Origin of the sequence: uncultured Slackia sp., assembly GCF_959608125.1 — a bacterium.
In the GTDB taxonomy this organism is placed as follows: Bacteria; Actinomycetota; Coriobacteriia; order Coriobacteriales; family Eggerthellaceae; genus Slackia.
This window is the reverse complement of the sequence record NZ_CAUHPG010000005.1, coordinates 53,719-71,446: the sequence shown is the minus strand read 5'-3', so window position 1 is coordinate 71,446 and position 17,728 is coordinate 53,719. Positions and strand designations below refer to the sequence as shown.

At 60.3% G+C, this 17,728-nt stretch carries 17 protein-coding genes; 15 read left to right on the top strand and 2 right to left on the bottom strand.

What is annotated here, in order from left to right; genetic code table 11:
* Window positions 1-292: 292 nt before the first annotated feature.
* The 7 genes from Q6E04_RS02835 to Q6E04_RS02805 all read left to right on the top strand — a co-directional run bounded on the left by Q6E04_RS02835 (window position 293) and on the right by Q6E04_RS02805 (window position 8,821).
* Window positions 293-2,938 carry a molybdopterin-dependent oxidoreductase gene (locus Q6E04_RS02835; protein WP_303249293.1) on the top strand — a complete coding sequence of 882 codons (2,646 nt, stop codon included), beginning with the start codon at window positions 293-295 and terminating at the stop codon, window positions 2,936-2,938.
* A 12-nt stretch (window positions 2,939-2,950) separates the two neighbouring features.
* On the top strand, window positions 2,951-3,577 hold the full coding sequence (locus tag Q6E04_RS02830; protein WP_303249292.1) for a DMSO/selenate family reductase complex B subunit: 627 nt from the start codon (window positions 2,951-2,953) through the stop codon (window positions 3,575-3,577).
* 141 nt (window positions 3,578-3,718) lie between these two features.
* Window positions 3,719-4,420 carry a molecular chaperone gene (locus Q6E04_RS02825; RefSeq protein WP_303249291.1) on the top strand — a complete coding sequence of 234 codons (702 nt, stop codon included), beginning with the start codon at window positions 3,719-3,721 and terminating at the stop codon, window positions 4,418-4,420.
* A 71-nt stretch (window positions 4,421-4,491) separates the two neighbouring features.
* Window positions 4,492-5,364: an NrfD/PsrC family molybdoenzyme membrane anchor subunit gene (gene nrfD, locus Q6E04_RS02820; RefSeq protein WP_303249290.1), complete on the top strand. Its 873-nt coding sequence runs from the start codon at window positions 4,492-4,494 to the stop codon at window positions 5,362-5,364.
* Between the two features lie 111 nt (window positions 5,365-5,475).
* On the top strand, window positions 5,476-5,877 hold the full coding sequence (locus tag Q6E04_RS02815; RefSeq protein WP_303249289.1) for a GntR family transcriptional regulator: 402 nt from the start codon (window positions 5,476-5,478) through the stop codon (window positions 5,875-5,877).
* A 120-nt stretch (window positions 5,878-5,997) separates the two neighbouring features.
* The gene (locus tag Q6E04_RS02810; protein ID WP_368656398.1) at window positions 5,998-6,846 is read left to right on the top strand and encodes a slipin family protein; all 849 of its coding nucleotides are present in this window, start codon (window positions 5,998-6,000) and stop codon (window positions 6,844-6,846) included.
* Window positions 6,847-6,982: 136 nt separating this feature from the next.
* The gene (locus tag Q6E04_RS02805) at window positions 6,983-8,821 is read left to right on the top strand and encodes an ABC-F family ATP-binding cassette domain-containing protein (protein WP_303249287.1); all 1,839 of its coding nucleotides are present in this window, start codon (window positions 6,983-6,985) and stop codon (window positions 8,819-8,821) included.
* A gap of 114 nt (window positions 8,822-8,935) precedes the next feature.
* Here the strand turns inward: Q6E04_RS02805 and Q6E04_RS02800 are convergent, their stop codons facing one another.
* A complete protein-coding gene (locus Q6E04_RS02800) occupies window positions 8,936-10,435 on the bottom strand; it encodes an ATP-binding cassette domain-containing protein (protein WP_303249286.1) in 1,500 nt (499 codons plus the stop codon).
* A gap of 85 nt (window positions 10,436-10,520) precedes the next feature.
* Here Q6E04_RS02800 and Q6E04_RS02795 point away from each other — a divergent pair, with 85 nt between their 5' ends.
* The 8 genes from Q6E04_RS02795 (at window position 10,521) to Q6E04_RS02760 (ending at window position 17,044) form a co-directional block, all read left to right on the top strand.
* Window positions 10,521-10,646 (top strand): hypothetical protein, encoded by a 126-nt coding sequence (locus Q6E04_RS02795; protein WP_303249285.1) that lies wholly within the window; start codon window positions 10,521-10,523, stop codon window positions 10,644-10,646.
* A gap of 183 nt (window positions 10,647-10,829) precedes the next feature.
* Window positions 10,830-11,054, top strand: coding sequence for a response regulator transcription factor (locus Q6E04_RS02790; RefSeq protein ID WP_303249284.1), 225 nt, complete (start codon window positions 10,830-10,832; stop codon window positions 11,052-11,054).
* A 130-nt stretch (window positions 11,055-11,184) separates the two neighbouring features.
* On the top strand, window positions 11,185-12,021 hold the full coding sequence (gene ccsA / locus Q6E04_RS02785; RefSeq protein WP_303249283.1) for a cytochrome c biogenesis protein CcsA: 837 nt from the start codon (window positions 11,185-11,187) through the stop codon (window positions 12,019-12,021).
* A 2-nt stretch (window positions 12,022-12,023) separates the two neighbouring features.
* On the top strand, window positions 12,024-12,977 hold the full coding sequence (locus Q6E04_RS02780) for a hypothetical protein (protein WP_123197148.1): 954 nt from the start codon (window positions 12,024-12,026) through the stop codon (window positions 12,975-12,977).
* 133 nt (window positions 12,978-13,110) lie between these two features.
* Window positions 13,111-14,127 (top strand): putative heme d1 biosynthesis radical SAM protein NirJ2, encoded by a 1,017-nt coding sequence (nirJ2, locus tag Q6E04_RS02775; RefSeq protein ID WP_303249282.1) that lies wholly within the window; start codon window positions 13,111-13,113, stop codon window positions 14,125-14,127.
* Window positions 14,120-15,202 (top strand): ABC transporter substrate-binding protein, encoded by a 1,083-nt coding sequence (locus tag Q6E04_RS02770; protein WP_303249281.1) that lies wholly within the window; start codon window positions 14,120-14,122, stop codon window positions 15,200-15,202. The genes nirJ2 and Q6E04_RS02770 overlap by 8 nt, the downstream gene beginning before the upstream one ends.
* Window positions 15,202-16,230 (top strand): iron ABC transporter permease, encoded by a 1,029-nt coding sequence (locus Q6E04_RS02765; RefSeq protein ID WP_123197151.1) that lies wholly within the window; start codon window positions 15,202-15,204, stop codon window positions 16,228-16,230. Before Q6E04_RS02770 ends, Q6E04_RS02765 begins: the two co-directional genes overlap by 1 nt.
* Window positions 16,223-17,044: an ABC transporter ATP-binding protein gene (locus tag Q6E04_RS02760; protein WP_303249280.1), complete on the top strand. Its 822-nt coding sequence runs from the start codon at window positions 16,223-16,225 to the stop codon at window positions 17,042-17,044. Before Q6E04_RS02765 ends, Q6E04_RS02760 begins: the two co-directional genes overlap by 8 nt.
* Before the next feature lie 15 nt (window positions 17,045-17,059).
* Here Q6E04_RS02760 and Q6E04_RS02755 read toward each other — a convergent pair whose 3' ends face one another.
* A complete protein-coding gene (locus Q6E04_RS02755; protein WP_303249279.1) occupies window positions 17,060-17,695 on the bottom strand; it encodes a YigZ family protein in 636 nt (211 codons plus the stop codon).
* Window positions 17,696-17,728 lie beyond the last annotated feature (33 nt).

Sequence of the window (17,728 nt, the reverse complement as noted above, 5' to 3'; positions counted from 1 at the left end):
CGTGACGCACGGCGTTTCTGTCGAGCATGAAGCGCCGTATGCGCGGGATTGCATAGGCTGTATCGATATATCCATTCAATTAACTGTCATACTATCATAGTACAGATTGGAGAAATAGAGCTACTGCCATTAGCCTTAATTTACGCAAATGAAATTGCTTTATGGAGAAAACATGGATAGAATATCCATTATAAAACTGTCCTATCTAACTAAGGCAGATAGGACAGTTTTATCGATGGTTCGAATGAATTTGCTTTGATTCGAACCGCTTGGATAGGGGGAAGGGGAAACTATGGACGCCATGTTGACTCGGCGAAATTTCGTGAAGTGGGGAGCGGCGACGGCGGGAACCGCATCGCTTGTCGGGTTGAGTGCCTGCGCTCCAAAGAATGAAGCTCAGGAAGAGACGGGTGCGGGTGCTGCTGAGTCGGGCGCATGGCTCAATGCTCCCTGCTACAACAACTGCAGCTGCGGTTCGTCTCGTTGTCTTAATAAAGTCTATGTTGAAGACGGAGTTCCCCTGAAAACGAGGAGCGATGAGTCCGAGATCGATTCGTATGCGATGCCTCAGCGTCGTTCGTGCCTTCGTGGTCGCGCCAAGATGAGCGAGGTGCTTTCTCCTGCGCGTATTAAATATCCCATGAAGCGCAAGAACTTCAGCCTTGACGATCCTCATGGAGACTTGCGAGGCAAGGACGAATGGGAACGTATGGAATGGGACGAAGCGCTTGATCTGGTTGCCGATGGCATCAAGCGCATGCTCGATCAATACGGCCCGAAGGGCATTCTTTGCGGGGCCTCGTCCAATATCGGAGACGGTTATTACGACCAGAATGTCTGCCTCTTGAACGCTCTTGGCGGTTCGGTTCATGCTGAGGCGGGAACTGTCTCGTTCGGTTCTTGGTCCGTGGCGGACACCCACATGCTCGGCGGTTTCGCCATGACGAATACCCCGCACCATATTCAGATGCTTTCGAGTGATTTGCATGTCATGTTTGGCTGCAATTGGGCGGCCAACAAGGCTGGCAATCATACGTGGTATTTGCAGCAGTGTCGCGAACGCGGTGCGAAGGTCATTGTCATAGACCCATGGTTGAATCAGACTGCCCAGGTGGTTGCCGATGAATGGATTCCCATTATTCCCGGCACCGACACGGCTCTCGTTATTGCCATTTGCCATGAATGGATTGCTGCTGGAACCTATGACCAGGAATTCCTTGATACGTATTGCGTGGGTTTTGACGGGGACCACATGCCCGAAGGGGCTCCCGCCAACGCATCCTGGAAAGACTATGTCATGGGCACGGGATACGATATGGTTCCGAAAACGCCCGAATGGGCCGAGAAGATTTGCGGCGTTCCCGCTGCGAAGATTCGTGAGCTTGCGACCGAAATCGCCTCGGTTGACAAGGTCGATTTCTTCTCCTCCCAGTCTACTTCGAAGATTCCTGCGGGCGAACAATTCGTTCAAAGTTTCTATACCATGGCGCTTATGCATGGAGGAATTGGTATGCCCGGGCATTATTTCGGCTGGTCTGGCATGAAGGACTTCATGAGCAGCAGTGTCAATCCCGGTTCGTATTGCCCTGTTGATGCGGATCCCGTCAATCCTCTTCAGCCTGCAGGGGCTCCTGTATACATGTATTACCCCATTCCTGTGTTTGCGACCATGGAAGATCCTGAAGGTTGGCTGAATCTTGAGCCTTCCGAGACGTGGCGCTCCATCAAGGCAGGCGAATACGGTCGTGACTGCTGGCCCACGGGGAAGCGCAAGATCGACATTCATGCCGCTTACTTTGGCGGACATATGAGCACGCTGAACCAGATTCCGGATACCATGACGGGCATCGAGGTGGTGCGCGGCATGGACTTCGTGTGGGGATGCAACCCGTTCTTCGATTCCACGCGACAGTATTGCGACGTATTGCTGCCCTGCTGCACATTCTGGGAGAAACCGAACAAGGCGTTTGCCGGCGATGCCTCCTCGGCTTTGTGGTTCGATCAAATCATGAATCCTCTTTACGAATCCAAGCCTGAAAGCTGGATTGCGGAAGAACTGGCGAAGCGCCTCGGGGTCGATCCCAAGGTGGTTAATTCGCTTACTGATTCCGAGAGGACATACGCAACCGTGCGCGATGCGGTGTATATGGACGGTACCACCTTCCAGCCTTCGCCGCTGCTTACGATTACGCAGGAAGAAATCGATACATATTTCCCCGGTGTGGAGGGCTCTCCTCAGGAAGGGAAATTCACATTCCAGGAATTCCGTGAGCAAGGCATCCTGAAGGCCGAGCTTTCGGAAGAGATGGTTATTCCCGAGCCTTATGCGGCTTTCATCGCCGACCCTGCAGGCGCGCCTTTGGCCACGGCTTCGGGCAAGTTTGAGATTTATTGCGAAACGCTTGCGGCGATGATCAATTCCGTCGGTTACTCCACCATTGCTCCTATTGGCATCTATCAGGTGGGAGACCCCGAGCAGGGCGTTGGGGCACGTACTGATGAATACCCGCTCTTGCTTTGGACGCCGCATTCTTTGAGGCGCGCGCATTCGGTCAATGACAACGTTGTCAGCTTGCGCGAAGCTTTCCCGCAGGAATGCTTCATGAGCACGGTTGACGCCGAGGCGCGCGGCATCAAGAACGGAGACATCGTTTTGATGACAAGCCCCCATGGAAAAGTTTTGCGCCCTGCCAAGGTTGTTCCGAATATCGTTCCTGGTGCTGTTGCCATGCAGGATGGTGCCTGGTTCCAGATTGACGAAGAGACGGGAATCGATTTGGGCGGATGCCCGAACGTCCTTCAGGCCCCGAAGTCATCCGGCGGTGGTTGCCAGGCGTGGACGGGAACGATTTTGCAGGTCGAAAAGTACGACGGCCCCTTGGAGCTTTTGCCCGACAAGAACCGTCCCGTTGTTACGCCCGTTGGCATCGAGGGATAGAGGAGGCCTCCTATGACTCAGTATGCATTTTATTTCGATTCTTCCAAATGCACGGGATGCAAGACGTGTCAGGTGGTTTGCAAAGAGAACCATAAGCTCCCGACGGATAATCTTTGGCGTCGTGTGCTGGAGTACCAGGGCGGCTCCTGGTCCGTCGATGCATCGGGCTGCTATGTCCCCGAAGGTGCTTTCGGCTACAAGATTTCCTTGTCGTGCAATCATTGCGACATGCCTGCCTGCATGGCAAATTGTGCGACGGGCGCTATTTCGAAGGACGAAGACACCGGAATCGTCTCGATAGACCAGGAAGCTTGCATTGGATGCAAGGCGTGCATCACGGCATGCCCCTATGAGGCTCCTACGTTTATCGAGGAAACGGGTGTCGTATCGAAATGCGATATGTGTCTTGACGAAGTGTCGTCGGGGCATGTTCCGTTCTGTGTTGCTTCTTGCCCGATGCGTGCGCTTGACTGGGGCGACAAAGACGAGCTCATTGCCAAATACGGCGAAGGGGATGTCGAAATCGAGCCGTTGCCGGAAAACACCACTGGCGCCAACCTCATCATCAAGCCTCATCCCGCCGCTCAGAAAACGGGCGCGGGAACGGGTTCTACAGTCAATCTTGCGGAAGAGCTCTAGCTTTCCGACGCACATCGCGCGCGTCGGTTCGGCGCGATAGAATGAAAGACGCAGGGCGGATGATTCCGCCCTGCGGCGTATTACGTGGTGCTCTCTCGAAACCGCCTTGTTTCGAGATGCCGAGCACGGAGAGGGGGACAAATGGCGCGCTTTTCCACCGAAGAGCTTGCCTCGGCAGGCGTTGCTTTCGATTTCGCCGCACGTTTGGTTCAGGTGGAGCCCGACCGGGCCTGGATCGAATCGTGCATCGACGACGATCTGTTCGCCGCCGCGCCTTTCGGGCAGGACGACGAGGCGGTCGCGGACGGATTGGCGCTGATGCGCCGATGGTGTGCGAGTGCTGCGGGCGACATCGACGAGGCGGTCGGCTCGCTGCAGCGTGAGTGGCTTCGTCTGTTCATCGGCCTGGGCGCTCCCGAGGCGTCCATCAACGAGTCGTATTACACGGAGCCGAACTCGATTATGTTCGGCCAAAGCACGCTTTCCGCGCGCGCCGCCTATCGGGCATGGGGCCTGGAAAGCGACCGCAAGGCGAGCGAGCCCGACGATGCCCTGGGCATCATGCTGGCGTTTTGCGCCCATCTTGTGCGCGAATCGCTGCGTTTGGGGGAATCGGGGGACGAAGAGGCTTCGCGCAAGGCCCTCAAAGCCTTCGAGGATTTCCTTGTGCAGCATATACTTCCCTGGGTTTCGGCCTGGCGTTTCTTGGTGAGGCAGCACGCGAAAACCGATTACTACCGCGGGGTCGGGGAGCTGGTGTTCGGGCTCGAGCGGTCGTGCGCCGCGCGCTTCGGCATCGCGTTCAACGAAGAAAACGGCTCGTTTTCGTATAATCGCCCGTAGCATGCGGCTGCGTGCGGCGTCGTCGTGCCGGATTGGGTCGTACGCGCCTTGGGCCAAGAGAGGAGGGCGATGTGTTCGGGCCGCTGATCATCATGTATCTGTTTTTGGGAGGATGCGGAGCGGGCATGCTGCTCGTGTCCTCTCTGTGGAGCCTGGTTTTCCATGCCCGCGCCAACCGGACCTTTCGCCAGTCGGCCGCCTTCAGGACGTTTCGCAATCGCTGTTTCGTGGCGGGCGCGATCGTGGTCTGCCTCGGGGCGGTGTGTCTTTTGGCCGATTTGGGAAGGCCCGAACGCTTCGTTTTGCTTTTCTTCAGGCCAAACGAGACGTATCTGACGTTCGGCACGTTCGTTTTGGCGGCGCTTGCGGCTGTTGCGTCGTTTCTTTCGGCGGTCAACTGCCTGTATCTGCCGCGCTTCGACGCGCGGGCGAAGGTCGTCGCCGAGGTGCTGTGCGCGTTTTTGTCGGTGGCCGTCATGACGTATACGGGGCTTTTCCTGCAGGGGCTTTATGCCGTAGCGTTTTGGGACACGTGGCTCGTGCCCGCCCTGTTCGTTCTCTCGGCGGTTTCCATGGGAATATCGGCGTGCCTGCTGGTCTCGGCGTTCATGCGCGACGGTTGGCTGTACGGCCGCGACATCGGCCGCATGCATGCGATTCACGTTTTCGTGCTTATCGTCGAGGCGTTCGCATTGGCCGCCTTTCTTGCAACGGCCGCTTTCGGGCGCGGCGAGGCGCCGGCGTCGTTCGCGCTTTTGCTGCATGACCCGTTGCTTTCGTGGTTCGCTGCGGGCGTCGTGCTGTGCGGCCTTGCGGTTCCGCTCATCGGCGAGAGCGTCTTGCGTGCTCGCCGCATCGAGCGCGCGCTTCCGCTCATCGACGCGCTGTGTATTTTCGGCGGGCTTGCCCTGAGAATCTGCATCGTCTCGGCGGGCCTGCACTGAGCGTGACGCAAAGCATGCATGAATCAGCCCGCCTTGTCTGCAGCTTGCGGCGTCTTTCGCTACAATCAAACAGACCTTCTTCGACAAACGCTACCGATGGGAACGACGCACATGCCCGAATTCAGGCTCGACGAAGCCTCCGGATTGCCCGTATGGCTTCAGTTGCGCAACAGGCTCATATACCTTATCAAAATCGGGTATTACCGCCCGGGCGAGCAGCTTCCGAGCGTGCGAAGCCTGGCGGCCGATCTTTCTATCAACTACAACACGGTCAGCAAGGCCTATGTCGATCTGGAGCATTCGGGCTATGTGAAATCGATTCGCGGACGCGGTGTGTTCGTGCGTGAAACACCCGAGGCCCTTCATGGTGAAATGACCTCGGCGGTCGATACCGTTTTGGAGGATGCCATCAGGCGCTGCCTTTCCATGGGCATGTCGCTTGACGAGGTCCAGTTGCGTATGATCGACATCACGCACGAAATCAAAAAGGAAATGAAAACGCGATTGCGCTAGGAGAGGGTTGGCGTGAAAGAAGAGAAGAGGCCTCGTTCGCCTTTCGCACGTGAGCACAGGGCGGCGCCTATCGAGAAATACAATTCGCGCAGCGACCGTAGGACGTCGCAAAACGGCGCTATGGCGTTTTCGGCGTTCGTGTTCGTGGTTGCGTTCTGTGCGACGTCGCTTATCGGCGTGGCCCTTGTGGGCGAGCCGGTGGTATGGGTGTTTCTGGCGGCGTTGGTCGTGGCGGTGCTTGCCGTGATGTCGATCCACATCGCCATGCAGTGGGAAAAGGTGGTCGTGCTGCGCCTGGGCAAGTTCAGCCGCACCAAAGGCCCGGGGCTGTATTTTACGATCCCGTTCATCGACCAGATTGCGCTTTCCGCCGATCAGCGCGTCATGGTGACCGGCTTCGGCGCCGAGGCCACGCTGACGAGCGACCTTGTTCCCATCAACGTGGACGCGGTGCTGTTTTGGATGGTGTGGGATGCCGAAAAGGCGGCGCTCGAGGTTGAGAACTACTACAACTCAGTCAATCTTGCCGCCCAGACGGCGCTGCGCGACGCGATCGGCCGCGCCAGCGCTTCGGAGGTGGCGGTGCGCCGCAACCAGCTCGACGAGGAGCTTCAGGAAGTCATTGAAGACAAGACGAGTCAATGGGGCATCACCGTTCTTTCCGTTGAGATTCGGGATATCGTGATTCCCGAAAGCTTGCAGGAGGTCATGAGCGCCGAAGCGCAGGCGGAGCGCGAGAAAAACGCCCGCATGGTGCTCGCCGAAGTGGAAAAGGACATCTCGTCCATGCTCGTGGAGGCGGCCGACCAATATAAGGAAAACGAAGTTGCCCTGCGCCTGCGCACGATGCATCTGCTGTACGAGAGCGTGAAAAACACTGGAGGCACCGTGGTTATTCCGAGCGCCTACAGCGAAGGCTTCAGCGATTCCACGCTTGATGCGCTGACCGAGTCGTTGAAAAAGCGCTAGGCGCGCGGCCGGTTTTGGTTGGAAATCAAAGCGTGGCCGGTTTTCGCATGCAGGATGCGCTTCATGCGCGGCGTTGCCCGTGCCGCCTGATAGAATGGCGCGGACACACAGGCGATAGGGAAGGTCGGCGAAGCGCGTGGCATTTCTGTTCGGATGCGAAGGCGTCCATCTTGAATATCCGACGAAGAAGGTTCTCGACAACGTGACGCTCGGCGTGCACGAGGGCGACCGCATCGGTATCGTGGGGCAAAACGGCGACGGCAAATCGACGCTGCTCGGCGTGCTTGCGGGCACGGTGGAGCCCGAAGACGGCCTGGTGCGCCGCACGCGCGGTTTGCGCATCGGCATGCTCGCCCAGCGCGATTCGCTCGATGACGAGGCTACGGTGGAGCGCGCCGTGGTGGGCGACACGCCCGAATACGTATGGGCGGGAGACGCGCGTGTGCGCGAGGTGATCGCGGCGCTGATCGCCGACATCGATTGGCAGGCGCAGGTGGGCACGCTTTCGGGCGGCCAGCGCCGCCGCGTCGACCTGACGCGTCTTTTGATCGGCGACTGGGACGTTCTGATGCTCGACGAGCCGACGAACCATTTGGACATGCACGCCATCGCCTGGCTGGCATCGTATTTGAACAGGCGCTGGCCCAAGGGAACGGGCGCGCTGCTCACGGTGACTCACGACCGTTGGTTTCTCGACGAGGTCGCCAATGCCATGTGGGAAGTGCATGACGGCGCGGTCGACCCGTTCGAGGGCGGGTATTCGGCATACGTTCTGCAGCGCGTCGAGCGTGATCGCGTGGCGCAGGTGACCGAGCAGAAGCGCAAGAATCTCATGCGCAAGGAACTCGCATGGCTTTCCCGCGGCGCCCGCGCGCGTTCGACGAAGCCGAAGTTCCATATGGCGCTTGCCCAGGAGCTTATCGCGGGTGAACCTCCCGTGCGTAACACGCTCGAGCTTCGTGCAATGGCCATGCAGCGTTTGGGCAAGCAGTGCGTGTCGCTGACGCGCGTGACGGAGCGCTTCGGAGACAAGACGGTGCTCGACAACGTGGACTGGACCGTGGGCCCCGGCGACCGCGTGGGCATCCTGGGTGAGAACGGCGCGGGCAAGACTACGCTCCTCAAAATCGTGCAGGGCGCCATCAAGCCGGACTCGGGATTCGTGAAAATCGGCAAGACGGTGAAATTCGCCGTGCTGTCTCAGCGCTTGGACGAACTTGAGGAAATGAGCAAATACCGTGTGACCGAGGTGCTGTCGCGCTATCGCACCCGCGTCGTGGTCGACGGGAAAGAGACCACGCCCGCCAAGCTGCTCGAGCGTCTCGGCTTTTCTTCGAGGCATCTCTACACCCGAATCTGCGATTTGTCAGGCGGTCAGAAGCGCAGGCTCCAGCTGCTGCTGATCTTGCTCGACGAGCCCAATGTGTTGATTCTCGACGAGCCTGGAAACGACCTCGATACCGATATGCTCGCCGTTTTGGAAGACTTGCTGGACACCTGGGCGGGAACGCTTGTCATGGTGACGCATGACCGCTATTTGATGGAGCGCGTGACCGACGACCAATACGCGCTCATCGACGGCAAGGTTCGCCATTGCCCGCGCGGCGTGGACGAATATCTCGAGCTTTTGGCCGAACGTGATGCCGCATCGGGTTCGGGCCGCACGTTCGCCGATGTGACGGGCCAGGGCGGCGCGGCTGATGCGCCGCAGACGGCGGCCCCGGCGGCCGGTACCTCTCCGATGCTGAGCAATGCCGAGCTGCGCGATATGAAAAAACGTCTGGCCAGCCTGAACAAGAAGATGGGCACCGCCGCGAAAAGGGTAGAGGACAAACAGGCCGAGATGGATGCGGCCGACCCCACTGATTTCGTGCGTCTGGGCGAGCTTCAGGCGGAATTGGATGCTTTGCGTGCGGCGAAAGAAGAGCTCGAGGACGAATGGCTCGAACTAGCTGACGCGTTGGGCGTGGAGTAGCGCTTTCGAATGGAGGAATCACGTCGTATCGAAGGACGGGCTTGCGCGGCCCGTCCTTTTGCGTTCGTTCGCGTGTTGCCGATTTTTACGACGACAGCCGCGCTCTGCTCCGCGTCAGGAGAGCGTGCAGGTTGAAAGGCCGTTTGCACGCGTGATGTGCAGCCGCCTTGTGCAGACCGCTTCAAGGAAACGTTCGTCGTGGCTTACGGCGACGAGCGCGCCGGGAAATGCCGCTAGCGCTTGCTCGAGCGCCTCGACGGAGTGGATGTCGAGGTGGTTGGTCGGCTCGTCCGCCATGATAAGGGCGGCGCCGTCGGCGATGCCGCATGCGATGGCGAGCTTACGCAGCTCTCCCGGGCTGGTTCGGCCGCCTTCGAGGATGCGGTCGGGATTGGAATTGAGGCGGGCGACGATCGAAAGGATGCGACCCTTCGTTTCAGGGGATTCGTCGCGCACGCGTTGCACGAGTCGTCGCGCTTCATCGGGCGTGTATTCCTGGGGAATGAATAGGATGCGGATATCGGGGTCCATGTGATCGAGTAGATGCCTTACTAGCGTCGTTTTACCGCTTCCGTTGTTTCCGCTGATTCCCAGATGGTCGGTATTGCCCACGTAGAGCCGGGGCACACGAAGCAACCCCTGCGGTCCGCATGCGATGGGTGCTTCTTCAACGTGCATCAGGGTCTTTCGGGGGTGGGGCTGCATGTCGAAGGCGATCGATCCGTCATAGCGCTTTTCCGTGCGCGTGCGGGCGATGTCGGCCCAGGCGCGCTCAAGCCGCGCATTCATGCCGCTTGCGAGCGCGCCGGCCTTTCCGTCCTGGCCGGTATAGATCGCCAGCTTGCGTTTTGCCCGGCCGTCGGAATCGTGCTTGTCGAGCATGCGGGCGCTGCGTCGTTTCGCTGTCTTGGATGCTTCTTCTGCGCGGCGGATATACTCGTGCTGTAGCGCCGCGGCGGTTCTTTTCGCTTGTACGTTGGCACGCTGCGAGCAAAGCAGCTCTCGTTTGCGCTGTTCGGAAGCATTGCCATAGTCTCCTGGCCTCATGACGAAGCGGCCGTTTTCAAAGCAGAGACACTGTTTTGGCAAAGAATCGATCAAAAGGCGGTCGTGCGAAATGACGATGCCGATGCCCGAAAATGCCCGCAGCGACTCAAGGATGCATGCACGGCATGCTGCGTCGACGTGGTTGGTCGGCTCGTCGAGGACGAGCAGTTCGGGCTCACTCCAAAGCGCGACGGCGATTTGGAGCTTTTTCTGCTCGCCGCCGCTTAGGGATTCGAAACGCCAAGGGGCGTCGTCAGGAATTTCGAGAGCGGCTCGCAGGCGTGTCGCTTCGGGGGAGAAGTCGCATGCGAAATCGTAGAGCAGCGCGGGCTCCATGCGCGGGTCTTGTTCGCAATACGCAAAGGAAAGGCGTGCGGATACGTTGCCGTCGTCGGGTTTTTCCAGACCGCAGGCGATACGGGCGAGCGTGGTCTTGCCGCACCCGTTGTCGCCGACAAGCGCGGTCCAGCCTTGCGCGAAGGTAGCGGACACGTCGTGCAGCACGGGGTCGGCGGATTGCGGGTGGGTGTATGCGATATGGGAGAGCGTGAGGATGGTTCGTGCCATAGGGCGGCCTCCTGTCGGAAAGGTCGCGCATGGGCAAGCGTGGTTTTTCTCGGGGCGAAAACGCTTTCGCTCATGGGGCGAAGCTATGAGAAAAAGCGAGATGGAGCCGTTGGGAAAACGAACGTATAAGACGATGCTGCCCGATATGCGCGAAGGCTGCGCCGCGAAAGCGGCCGGATGCGAATGGGGCACAAAACTGTGCATCGTCTAGAACTTCATGTATGCAGGGCTCCTTAGAAGCGGATGCGCACGGCATCCTCGGTGAATTCATTCCGGCGAGTATACCGGCGTCCGACGGCGCCGGCAAGGATGCCTTCCTCTAGACCGACGGGAGCATGCTCGCTAGAATTGCCCGCATCGCACGCTTCGTGCGGTATAGAACAAGGGGGTAAAGGTGATTCTGACCATCGACCAGGAGAGTTCTCTGACCGTGCGCGAGCAGCAGATTCTATACCATATCGCCCGTGGCCTTTCGAACAGGGGCATAGCGGCCCGTCTTGCGCTTTCGGAACAGACGGTGAAAGTCCATCTTGCTAATATGATTGCGAAAACGGGCTGCGACAATCGTGCAGCCCTTGTCGCGTACGGCTTCGAGACGGGGGTGCTTAAGGCGCGATGATTCGCCTAGAGTACGGCAGGAAGCGTACTCCCCGACGCCGATTTAATCCGAATGGGCTATTACGCGGCCGTTCGTGCTCCGATACTCTGTAATCGCGCCGAATCCTCGGCACGGAGAGCGAAGGAGAGCAATGATCGCATTCATAGCCGCCGCGGCGAGCATCACGCTTTACGGCTGCGCGGCCAGCCTCTGTGCGTTTCGCGCCGCCCGTAAGGCCGACCGCTTTTCCGTCGCTTCCCGTCTTTTCTTCCTTGCGGCTTTCCTGCTCCATTCCGCCTCGATCGGAATGGAGTCGGTCAGCACGTCGGGAACCGTTCTCGTGGGCCCGAACGTGCTCATGCTCACGTCATGGGTTCTGTCCGTGGCGTCGTTGTTCGTGGCGGTTTTCGCCAAGAGGCCGTACGGCTATCTCGTCGTAGCCGCTTCGACGGTCGCCTTGCTCATGTTGATCGCCCAGATGAGCTCGCTGTTTTCCGGGTCGGCTTTCTATACGAACAGCACGTACGAACAGTGGCCCGCCCTCGTTCTCCATATCCTTTCCTTCCTTGCGGCCATGGCGTGTTTCGTCATCAGCGCCGCGGCATCCGCCATGCAGCTTTATCAGCGCCGCCTGATGAAGGACCGCAGTGCGCGGTTGTTCAATCTCACCATGCCTGCGCTCGACACGCTCAATGCCGTCGCCCGCCGTGCGGGGCTTGTCGGCCTTCCGTTGTTCACGCTGGGGATGCTGCTCGGGTTCGGTAGATATGCGATCCGCCACGGCGTTATGGTGGCCGCAGGCTGTCCTGCCGCATTCTCGTATCTGGGTCCTCGCATCGGACTTTCGATCGTCGTGTGGTCGGCCTACGCCGTGTTCGTCGGTGTTTCCTACCTCGCGCCGTCTTTGGTCGGATCGAAGACGCGGTCGGTCCTTTCCATCTGCGGTTTCTCGGCAGCTCTTGTGCTGATGTTCGTCGCGGCGGTTTAGAGATGGAGCTCGTCGTTGCGGGAATCGATCCCGCTCATGCGCCCGATGACGTGCTCACATCGGTCGAAAGCGCGCGTCGAGGGGACCTTCTTGCCGCGATAGCGGCGCTTCCCGATGCCGAAGAGGCCGCCATCGCGGGCCAAGGCGAACGCTACGAGGCGTACGCGGTGCTTCGCGAAGGCTTCGATAGCTTCGGGGTTTTCGGCAATCTGTTCTCGTCCCATTTGGGCGTTCCGCCTTCTCGTATCGCGGGCTGCTTTTACGCTGCGGAAGGAGTCGACGCCGCGATGCATGCGATGCATGTCGCATGCGGCTCCGATTCGTTCGCGCGGGGCAGGGATGTTCCAGCGCCGCGCTTTATATGCGAATCCGCATGCGATTCCGGCAAGCCCGCCGAAGCGATCGAGCGGCTCTTTCTTGAGGCGAGCGAGGCGGCTTCTTCATTCGGCCTGCGCCGCGACGAGGACGCCCAATCGCGCGCCGAAGCCGACATGGCGGTCGAGCTTGCCCGATTCGTCTTCGATGACCTAGGGAAATGCAGCGTCATGGTGGAATCTTCGAGCCCGCAGGCTTCTGTTTTCCAGGCGGCGTTTTCCGCTGCCGGGGCATCGGTCTTCGATGCCTGCGAAGAAGACGGGCTGATGGAGTCCATGGCGAAGGCCGACGTGTCGCTCCTCTGGCGCGCGCAGGCGTTCGACGCTGCCGCTGCGAAGAGGCTTCGACGTGTGCGTCGGGGACGCTTGAGCGTGGTGTTCGACCTTGCGGGCGAACCCGACGGACGCGGCCGCGTGGACGTAGACGACGTGTTCGTCTACGGGCGTAGCGATCTTCAGGAGGTTGCGGCCGCGTGCGAGCGCGAAAGCGTCGGCGATGCCGAGCGCGCGCGGGCGATCAGGGAGCGTGCGCGCGCTTATATGAGATGGTTCGATAGCCGGGACGTTTCGGCTTCGGGATAGAAACACGCGTCGCGTTGGGCGTGCAAAGGCCGCTTCGACGTGCGACGCTTCGGTTTCCATAGACATTCGAAAGAAAATCGAGAAGAAAGGCGATGGCGCGCCGATGGTTTCGTGCGCCGAAAAGGGGGCAATCATGATCGTGTCGTGGATGACGACGAACAAATGCAATTTGAAATGCGAGCACTGCTACCAGGATGCCGAGGAGGCTACGGACAAAGAGCTCGGCACCGATGAAGCGAAGAAGATGATCGACGAGATCGCACGTGCGGGCTTCAAAGTGATGATCTTCTCGGGCGGAGAGCCGTTGCTTCGCCCTGATATTTTCGACCTGGTCGCGCATGCCGCTTCGCGGGGGCTGCGTCCTGTTTTCGGAACGAACGGCACGCTGATCACGTATGAGACGGCCGCGCGTCTGAAGGAGTGCGGGGCTTGCGCCATGGGAATCTCGGTCGACAGCCTCGATCCTGCCAAGCACGACCGCTTCCGCGGGCTCGAAAACGCCTACGAGCTAACCATGCAGGGCATTGAGGCGTGCAAGAAGGCGGGGCTGGCGTTCCAGCTTCATACCACCGTCGTCGACTGGAACCGAGACGAGGTCTGCGACATCACCGACTTCGCCGAGCGTATCGGCGCCGTCGCGCACTACATCTTTTTCCTCATTCCCGTGGGCCGAGGGAAATTCATCAAGGAGACCGCGCTCGAGGTGAGGGAGAACGAAGAACTTCTGCGCGACATCATGATGAAATCGCAACAGGTTTCCATCGACGTCAAGCCCACGTGCGCCCCGCAATTCACGCGCGTCGCCAAACAGCTCGGCGTGGAGACGCGTTTTTCACGCGGATGCCTTGCCGGCTTGACGTATTGTGTCGTCGGGTCGGAGGGAATCGTTCGTCCGTGCGCGTATATGACGGAAGAGGCGGGCGATGTGCGCGCGACTCCGTTCGACGAGATTTGGAAATCGAGCCCTGTGTTCGAGAAGCTGCGCACCGAGGCCTATTCGGGCGCTTGCGGCACGTGCGACTATCGCGACGGATGCGGCGGATGCCGCGCCCGCGCCGCGTATTACCACGAGGGCGACATCCTCGCGCAGGACGATTATTGCGCGCATGGATTGAAGCTCGACGACGAAGGGGCCGCCTCCCATGAATAAGAACGGCCGCATGCTCTCTATGAAAGGATCTTCCGCTATGTTCGATGAAACGTATCGCAGCCGCGTGTCAGTGCGCGCAGGTCTGCTTTCCACTGCGCTCGCGCTCGCGCTTTCGGCATCGATGCTCGTAGGATGCGCCGGCGACGGCGCGTCGTCGGCAGAGGGCGAGGGGGCGTCTGCCATCGAAGCGGAACGTCCGCAGGCCTATACTTTCACTGACGATATGGGCAACGAGGTCACGGTGGAAAATCCCCAGCGCGTCGTTGCGTGCATGGGAAGCTTCGCGAACACGTGGGAGCTTGCCGGCGGCACCTTGGTCGGCGCTTCTGACGACGCTTTCACGTTCGATGCATTCGATATCGAGTCTTCCGACGTCGCGAAGGTGGGCGACTTCTCGAACATCAACCTCGAGGCGGTCATCGCCCTCGAGCCTGATTTCGTAATCATGACCTGCGGCACAGGCGGCCGCGGCGGCGATTCGAGCCAGGCCGATTTCAAGGCGGCTCTTGATGCTTCGGGCATCCCCGTGGCGTATTTCGAGGTCACGGTTTTCGAGGACTACTTGCGCATGCTGCGCGTGTTCTGCGACATCACCGGCCGCGACGACCTGTATAGCCGAAACGGCGAATCGGTGCAGCAGGCGATCGAGCAGGCGATTTCGGACATGCCCGAGGCGAGCGAGCCTTCCACGGCTCTGCTCATGACCACGTATTCGCGGGGGACTCGTGTGTTGACGTCCTCGTCGATGGCGGGCGATATGCTTGCCGATTTGGGCGTCGTCAATCTTGCCGACGAGAATCGCAGCCTTCTGTCCGACTTCAGTCTCGAGTCGGTAATCGAGCTCGACCCCGATTACATTTTCGTGATTCCTATGGGCAACGACACCGAGACCGCTATGCGCAATCTCGAGGCGCAGACCGCAGAAAATCCTGCATGGGCGACGCTTTCGGCAGTGCAGGAGGGTCGCTACATCATGCTCGATCCCGATTTGTTCCTGTACAAGCCCAATGCGAAATGGGCCCAGAGTTATGAGACGCTTGCGGGGCATCTCGTGTCCGGGCAGAACGAGGCGTGATGCGGCGCGTTCGTGAAGAATCGGGGCACGCCGCCGGGCGAGGTCGTCGGGCGGCGGCCTTCGCCATTGCCTGCGCGGCTCTTGCGGCGCTGAGCATCGCGGCTTTCTTGTGCGGAGCATCTTCTGTGAGTTTCGGCGAGCTCGCGGCATGGGTCTGCGGCGGAGAAGTGAGCGATGCCGCGAAAAGCATCTTGGTAAACGTCAGGCTTCCGCGCGTCCTGGCCGCGCTGCTTGCAGGCGCGGCCCTTGCAGTGGCGGGGGCCGTCATTCAATCGGTGCTTGACAACCCGCTCGCAAGTCCGAATGTGATCGGCGTCAACTCGGGGGCAGGGCTGTTCGTGCTCGCGGTCGCGGCGCTGTTTCCCCATGCGCCTTGGGCTGCTCCGTTCGCGGCGTTCGCCGGCGCTTTGGCTACGGCGGCCGTCATTTTCGGCATATCGCTGCATGCGGGCGCGTCGCGTCTGACCGTCGTGCTGTCGGGCATAGCGATAACCACCGTGTTCGGCGCAGGTATGAATACGGTCATGATCGTGGCGCCCGACGCCTATGTGGGCTCGTCGGTCTTTCTGACGGGCGGTCTCTCGGGCGTGCTGCTGTCGGATCTTGCATGGCCTGCGGTTCTGATTGCGGCGGGCCTTGTGGCGGCGATGTGTGGGGCGCACCGGCTCAACGTGGTCGCGCTCGGCGACGATATGGCGCATGCGCTCGGATTGAACGTACGCGCCGTCAGGCTCGCCATGCTGGCCGTCGCGTCGTTGCTTGCCGGGGCGGCCGTGAGCTTCGCGGGCCTTCTGGGCTTCGTAGGGTTGATCGTTCCTCATATCGTGCGTTTCGCGGTCGGAAACGACAACCGCGCGGTGCTCCCTCTGTCTGCGGTAGCCGGCGCCGCGTTCGTGGTCGGCTGCGACCTCATTGCCCGTGTCGCCTTTGCGCCCTACGAGGTGCCGGTGGGCATTCTTATGGCGTTCGTCGGGGGGCCGTTTTTCATCTATCTGATTTTCAAGAACAGGAGGGGAGGCCTTGAATAGAGCTGCTCGCGATTCGGCCCGTCCTTCGCTCGAACGCGAATTCGCGCTCGAGCTGCGCGGCGTCGGCTTTTCGTACGATCGCTCCCGTCCGTTCATCGAGGATGTTTCGATCGGATTCGAACGAGGCGCGGTGACGAGCATCGTCGGACCGAACGGCTGCGGTAAATCGACGTTGTTGAAGGTGGCGTGCGGTATCGTCCGGCCCTGCAGGGGCGATGTTTTGCTCGACGGGCGAAATGTTCGGTCGTATGCCGCCCGCGAGCGTGCCCGTCGTCTTGCGTTGCTGGCGCAGGGGCCGCGACCGCCTGCCATGACCGTCGAATCGCTCGTCGCGTGCGGGCGCTTTCCGTATTCGTCGTCTCAGGGCCGTCTTTCTCGCGCCGACCGTGCCGCCGTCGAGTATGCGATGGAGCTCGCCGATGTCGCTTGTTTGCGCTCGTGCGACCTGCGCAGGCTTTCGGGCGGTCAGCGGCAGCGCGCGTTCGTCGCCATGACGCTGGCCCAGGATGCCGACACCGTCGTGCTCGACGAGCCGACGACGTATCTCGACATCGGGGCCTGCCACGATGTGATGAGGCTCGTGCGCAGGTTGAACGAAGAATGCGGCAAGACGGTCGTCCTGGTCATTCACGATCTCGACTTGGCGTTGCGCTATTCGGACCGTATGGCGGTCATGGACGCCGGGGCGGTCACGGCCGCAGGCACGGTGGACGAGGTCTATGCGTCGCGCGCGATAGACGAGGCGTTCGGAGTCGACCTTCATAGGTGCGGCGTCGGCAGCGACGAGGCGTACGTCGCGCTGCCTCGCTCCTAGGCGCTTGCGGCGGATTTAGAACATGGCATCGAAGGGGTCGGAGACTTCGATTTCTTCCTTGCCGCGGAACAGCTCGGTGAGCTTCGCGAGCAGAGGCTCTTGGGTTCCGTCGAGCATGCGCAGCACCATGGTGACGCGGTCGGTGTACTGCACGTCGATCGTCTTGGCTTCGCAATCGGCGGCGAGACGTACCATCTGGTCGTAGAGCGGGTAGTCCATGCGCACGGATATGTCGACGCATTGCGAGACCACCACGAGATTCGCGGCCTCGATGCCCGCCTGGGCGGCCTGCGTGTAGGCGCGCACCAGGCCTCCCGTTCCCAGCAGCATGCCGCCGAAATAGCGCGTGGTCACGATGGCGATATCGGTCAGGCCCGCATGCTGGATGACTTCGAGGGTGGGAAGCCCTGCGGTTTTCTGGGGCTCGCCGTCGTCGGAGTAGCGCACGCGGCCGTCGGCCCCCGCGCCGCCTTCGCGCAGAATGTAGGCGTAGACGTTGTGTCGCGCCATGCGATTGGCCGCCCGCACCTCTTCGAGGAAGGCAAGGGCCTCCTCTTCGGTTTCGACGTGGGCGACGCTTGCGATGAAGCGGCTCTTCTTCTCTTCGATTTCGGCCGTCGCGCGGCCTTCTATGGTGGTGTAGGAATTCATGCCGCCTACTATAGCACGCGCATCGCGAGACGG

Excerpts from the sequence above, each read along its gene's own strand:
- Q6E04_RS02830 (WP_303249292.1), top strand. The coding sequence starts at position 2,951 with ATGACTCAGTATGCATTTTATTTCGATTCTTCCAAATGCACGGGATGC.
- Q6E04_RS02800 (WP_303249286.1), bottom strand. The coding sequence starts at position 10,435 with ATGGCACGAACCATCCTCACGCTCTCCCATATCGCATACACCCACCCG.
- nirJ2 (WP_303249282.1), top strand. The coding sequence starts at position 13,111 with ATGATCGTGTCGTGGATGACGACGAACAAATGCAATTTGAAATGCGAG.
- Q6E04_RS02825 (WP_303249291.1), top strand. The coding sequence starts at position 3,719 with ATGGCGCGCTTTTCCACCGAAGAGCTTGCCTCGGCAGGCGTTGCTTTC.
- Q6E04_RS02765 (WP_123197151.1), top strand. The coding sequence starts at position 15,202 with ATGCGGCGCGTTCGTGAAGAATCGGGGCACGCCGCCGGGCGAGGTCGT.
- Q6E04_RS02795 (WP_303249285.1), top strand. The coding sequence starts at position 10,521 with ATGAGAAAAAGCGAGATGGAGCCGTTGGGAAAACGAACGTATAAGACG.
- Q6E04_RS02835 (WP_303249293.1), top strand. The coding sequence starts at position 293 with ATGGACGCCATGTTGACTCGGCGAAATTTCGTGAAGTGGGGAGCGGCG.
- Q6E04_RS02815 (WP_303249289.1), top strand. The coding sequence starts at position 5,476 with ATGCCCGAATTCAGGCTCGACGAAGCCTCCGGATTGCCCGTATGGCTT.
- Q6E04_RS02770 (WP_303249281.1), top strand. The coding sequence starts at position 14,120 with ATGAATAAGAACGGCCGCATGCTCTCTATGAAAGGATCTTCCGCTATG.
- Q6E04_RS02755 (WP_303249279.1), bottom strand. The coding sequence starts at position 17,695 with ATGAATTCCTACACCACCATAGAAGGCCGCGCGACGGCCGAAATCGAA.
- ccsA (WP_303249283.1), top strand. The coding sequence starts at position 11,185 with ATGATCGCATTCATAGCCGCCGCGGCGAGCATCACGCTTTACGGCTGC.
- Q6E04_RS02780 (WP_123197148.1), top strand. The coding sequence starts at position 12,024 with ATGGAGCTCGTCGTTGCGGGAATCGATCCCGCTCATGCGCCCGATGAC.
- Q6E04_RS02810 (WP_368656398.1), top strand. The coding sequence starts at position 5,998 with ATGGCGTTTTCGGCGTTCGTGTTCGTGGTTGCGTTCTGTGCGACGTCG.